Here is a 3,670-nt window from a genome sequence, read left to right as displayed (position 1 = left end):
GCTAAAGCTGTAGTGTGGGTTCCACCAAAATCATTATAAATATAAATCATATTCCCACTCACCTTTTCTATATTTTGTAAGGATTTTATTATTATCTCCCATAACGAAAAAAACAACCTGTGCCCGCGACGTAATCGGTGCAATCACATTGCAGCGAATGCTTTCCCTACGGTTCTGCCCTCTCCATTTTGTTTTTACGAAAACCGTTCTGATACAATCTTTTTATAATCGAAATCCCCCAATAAAGAAGTGGAGAAATTTCAATGAGATAAGCGAAATTTTTCCACGCATGCAAAATAAATTGATTGAGTTCGACTGTGTTTTTCACAGAGTGCATAGCCAGTCCAACCATAATTGCTCCGAAGGAAAATGACAGCGGCCTTGCGTCTTTAAGCTTTAGTAACTTTGAAGCAATGAGCAATGCTATGTATAGTAGAATACTAATTTTTACGAATAAGCCCGCCATCCATATCGCCGCTACAATCGGATCTAAATTTTCCAGAAAATCTCCAATTCGAATAAACCGAAGCATTTCTAATACGGGATAGGTAAGTTGCCCCATTAATTGCTCATCGAATAACAAAATACATAGTAAATAGTACACTTCAAAGAACACGAGACTGAGAACAGATGACCAAAACAAAGATCGAAATGTTTTCTCTGGTTTTGCAATGTAAGGGAAAATAAAAATAACCAAAAACATTTCACCAAACCACGGTATAAATGGATAGCTGGTATAGACTAGATCTCCCATACTTAGATTTGTTAGCAAAGCAATTGCCCGATGGAAATCCAACTCTTTTCCCACTAACAATGGAACAATGGCAGCTGTAGAGAAAATAACGAAAAAGAATCCCGATGCACAGCGGAATATCGCTTCAATTCCGGATCTGACCGCAATCGCGATTACAAGTCCAAAGGAACTTGCAACGACCCATCCTGGGGTTGAGGGCAAGTAGATTTGCACCAGAAAATCCGTTGCTTGTCTTAGCACCATCCCTGCGAGTAGAATAAAAAAAAAGCTATAAACAATCATCATTATTATATTAAGCCATTTGCCAATGCTTTCTTTCCCGTATTGAATGAAAAACTCATCTGGCCGTTTTTTTGCAAAAGCGATGGAGATAAAGGCAATCATCAATCCACCTGCATGCGAAATGATAATAACCAACCACCCTTGAAAACCTGCTAGTACAGAAAGTGGCCCTATTAAGAATCCCGCTGCGGTGGAGAAGTTAAATAGAACAAACATTAAACCTAACTCAATCTGGCTAATACGTTGCATAGCTCGCCATCCTTCTCGACGCAAGTTTACTACTAGAATTTGAATAAATATTCGATAAGCTGACTCATTCCAGGTAGATCGTCAATTGAATAAACGGCCATGTTATATGCATAGGCCACAATCAAAAACGAACATGTGATCCAGTAAGTCCTAGGTTTACGTTTGTGATGACTCAAATATCTCAGCTCATGGCAGGCAATTAAAATAAAAACAATCGTAATGCCAATCACTGCCATTCCCCCTTATTCCTCAAGTCTCCCAATGACGGAATTCTTGATATTTCCCGTTCTCTTAACATGAATTTTTGTATTTACAAGAAACTTACAGTCTCTGTACCCTTCATGCCAATCCCCTTTATGTTGCTTCCATACTTTCGGATAACTCCACGAGAACATCCTTCCGAAGTTAAATACATCTACCCCTTTGGCTTGTGTTGTTAGGATGGTACGCATGATCCTGTCCTTCAACTGTTTGGATAGCAATTCCTCAAGAACGTTAATTTGTTTAGGATCCATTAAATCAATATCGGATTCAGATGACAAGATATCATCTTCAGCTTCAATATGAATATTGAATTCAATTTGAGTACCATTGAGATTTGGTTTGATTGAAGTCTTGGAGGTCTGAATAAGGAAGCTAATGGTTTTCCCATCTGTAGGGGATTTGATGGAGTTCATGGAATTCTTCATTTTCCCATTTAACCAAAGACCTGCTCTCATCTCCATAACGTCCAGTGTTCCCACCATAGCACCACTTTTGAATAATGCAGCACCGTCAGTACCGACCCATGTACTTGTTTTTCCTTTTTCGCTCAGCATTCCTGTTTGTCCAATGGTAAGCAATCCAGTGACCATATCCCCCCCGGATGCTTTCGCTTCTAGGAAGTCTTTGACTGTCGAACCTAAGGTTACATTCCTTTGAGCAAATTCGCGGAGCACTTCGGATGGAAGCCTTTCAAAAACGGGAGTCAAGAACGATATATCCTGACCTTTTGTGGGAGAGACAAATAAGAAGGTTTTTGTGTGAAGATTCGGTTCACGTGCTGTAAACTCTAACAATGGATTGATGCCCCGTTCCGCCATATCCCGACCAATGACAATAACACGGCAGTGCCCCCACGATAGTTCCCTAGATAGATCTGAACGAATTTTCCTTATCGCAACAGGAACACTCTCGGCCCTCTTTGTTACGATTGCATAGGGATTCCCGTTGTTCGATCCTCCTGACACAAGCCCGGTAGCCATTCGATTAGGCAGCGGGAATCCCAGAGAAACTTCATAAACTCCTTCCTCTGGGTAGTCAATAAACATAGCGGTTACGAAAGCACGATCATTGATTTCAATTCTTGACCAACAGCCTGTTAACAAAAACAGTCCAGAGATAGTAATAACATACCAGAGGTTTCTCACTATAAAATGCATCCCCCATTAATCTCCATCATCATCAGGAATTTGCGGTCTTGGGTGATAAACCAACCGTTGATCGTCTTTGGTACCATACAATGTAGGTCTTTTTTTCATCAGCCATATAGGAGCTCGTATCAGTACATCCTTCCAATCACTAAAGACAATTGGCGCAGTTGGCGTCAGATATGGCGTACCAAAAGACCGAAGCGTAACAAGATGAAGATAGATTAGAATTATACTCAGAATCACACCATACAAGCCCATGGTTGCAGCAAGAACCATCACCGGAAATCGTAAAAGTCGAAAAGTAAGTCCCAAATCGAAATGTGGAATAATAAACGAAGCAATTCCTGTTATAGAGACAACAATAACCATTGGTGCAGATACGATACCCGCCTGAACACTTGCCTGCCCTATCACTAATGCACCTATAATGGATACGGTTTGTCCAATCGGTTTAGGTATCCGAAGACCTGCTTCTCTAAGCGCTTCAAATGTAATCTCCATTAGAATTGCTTCAATAATGGCTGGAAAGGGTACATTTTCTCTTGCTGCTGCGACAGCAACCAAGAGATTTGGTGGAAGCATTTCCGGATGATAGGTAGTTACTGCTATATAAACAGAGGGTAACAAGAAGGAAATGAGTAGAAAGAAGTATCGGATCCACCGGATCCATGTAGCCGCAACAAATCTTTGATAATAATCCTCCGCCGATTGAAGAAGCATATATAACGTGACTGGAACCATAATCGGAATAGGTGACCCATCCACCAAAATACCAAGACGACCCTCTAGAAGAGCGGCGCATAGCGTATCCGGTCGTTCTGTATATTGGACTTGAGGGAAAGGCGAGTACGGATTATCCTCAATAAACTCCTCGATATAGCTACTGCCTAATATGGCGTCTATCTGAATTCTGGAGATTCGTTCTTTCACTTCGGTAATCAGTTTTTGTTCACGGTAATCAGTTTTTGTTCAC

The 3,670-nt window shown here is 40.8% G+C and carries 3 protein-coding genes; all 3 read right to left on the bottom strand.

Translation table 11 applies throughout. The features are described from left to right. Nucleotides 1-166: 166 nt before the first annotated feature. Complete coding sequence (locus AC1DUA_RS28600) at nucleotides 167-1,285, bottom strand: GerAB/ArcD/ProY family transporter (RefSeq protein WP_477502984.1); 1,119 nt, start codon at nucleotides 1,283-1,285, stop codon at nucleotides 167-169. A 242-nt stretch (nucleotides 1,286-1,527) separates the two neighbouring features. Beyond that, nucleotides 1,528-2,694, bottom strand: coding sequence for a Ger(x)C family spore germination protein (locus AC1DUA_RS28595; RefSeq protein WP_477502983.1), 1,167 nt, complete (start codon nucleotides 2,692-2,694; stop codon nucleotides 1,528-1,530). Nucleotides 2,695-2,712: 18 nt separating this feature from the next. Next, entirely contained in the window at nucleotides 2,713-3,627 is a 915-nt protein-coding gene (locus AC1DUA_RS28590) for a spore germination protein (protein WP_477502982.1), read from the bottom strand. Nucleotides 3,628-3,670: the final 43 nt, after the last annotated feature.

The organism is Paenibacillus sp. 01T422, assembly GCF_056398785.1.
The sequence above is the reverse complement of the archived record's forward strand: the minus strand, read 5'-3'. Positions and strand labels throughout refer to the sequence as shown.

What these genes read in the sequence shown, in the direction of transcription:
- AC1DUA_RS28600 (WP_477502984.1), bottom strand. Translation starts at nt 1,285, where the DNA reads ATGCAACGTATTAGCCAGATTGAGTTAGGTTTAATGTTTGTTCTATTT.